Genomic DNA, 846 nt, shown 5'->3' on the forward strand with positions numbered 1-846 from the left:
CCTAGAGGTTGTCCCGTAACCAATGGTGCGGCTGGTGCGTTGGTCGGGCATGGGTGGGGTGATCTCAGCAGATGATCCGAAGTGGATCGAGCCGTTTGCGGGTCTGACCGAGGTGCAGTTCGGGAGGCTGGTGGCACTGGTGCGGCGCCGAGGTGGCGACGTTCAGCGTGGCCGGCCGTGGCGGCTGTCGCTCGAGGACCGGGTGTTGCTGGTGGCGACGTACTGGCGCACGAACCTCACATTGCGGCAGGTGGCACCGTTGTTCGGAGTCTCGAAGTCCGCGGCCGACCGCATCTTGGACCATCTCGCACCGCTGCTGGCCATCTCGCCCGCACGCCGGCCGCGCAAGGACACCGTCTACATTGTCGACGGCACCCTGGTGCCCACGCGCGACCGCAATGTCGCCGCGTCCAGCAAGAACTACCGGTACTCGACCAACCTGCAGGTCGTCATCGACGCCAACAGCCGCTTGGTCGTCGCCATCGGTCTCCCGTTGCCCGGCAGCCGCAACGACTGCCGGGCGTTCACGGAGTCCGGCATCGATCGGGCCTGCCGCGGCGCCCCAACCATCGCCGACGGCGGCTACCAGGGCACTGGTCTCCTCATTCCGCACCGAAGACGACGAGGGCAGAGCCACCTCAGCCCATCGCAGGAGGCAGAGAACGCTGTCCATCGCCGGGCACGAGCGCGGGTGGAACATGCCCTTTCGCGGTTGAAGAACTGGAAGATCCTGCGGGACTGCCGGCTCAAGGGCGACGGAGTTCACCAGGCCATGCTCGGCATCGCCCGACTGCACAACCTGGCCCTCACTGGATAACTCGAACCCCATACGGGACAACCTCTAGG

At 66.3% G+C, this 846-nt stretch carries 1 protein-coding gene; it reads left to right on the plus strand.

Annotation, left to right across the window (positions count from 1 at the left end; translation table 11 throughout):
* Positions 1-49: 49 nt before the first annotated feature.
* Positions 50-817 (plus strand): IS5-like element IS1373 family transposase, encoded by a 768-nt coding sequence (locus ABS735_RS38530; RefSeq protein ID WP_042799817.1) that lies wholly within the window; start codon positions 50-52, stop codon positions 815-817.
* Positions 818-846 lie beyond the last annotated feature (29 nt).

The sequence above is a fragment of the Streptomyces sp. MMCC 100 genome (assembly GCF_041538145.2).
Lineage (GTDB): Bacteria > Actinomycetota > Actinomycetes > Streptomycetales > Streptomycetaceae > Streptomyces.

Bases quoted from the DNA above. Each gene is read 5' to 3' on its own strand.
- ABS735_RS38530 (WP_042799817.1), top strand. From the start codon at position 50: ATGGGTGGGGTGATCTCAGCAGATGATCCGAAGTGGATCGAGCCGTTT.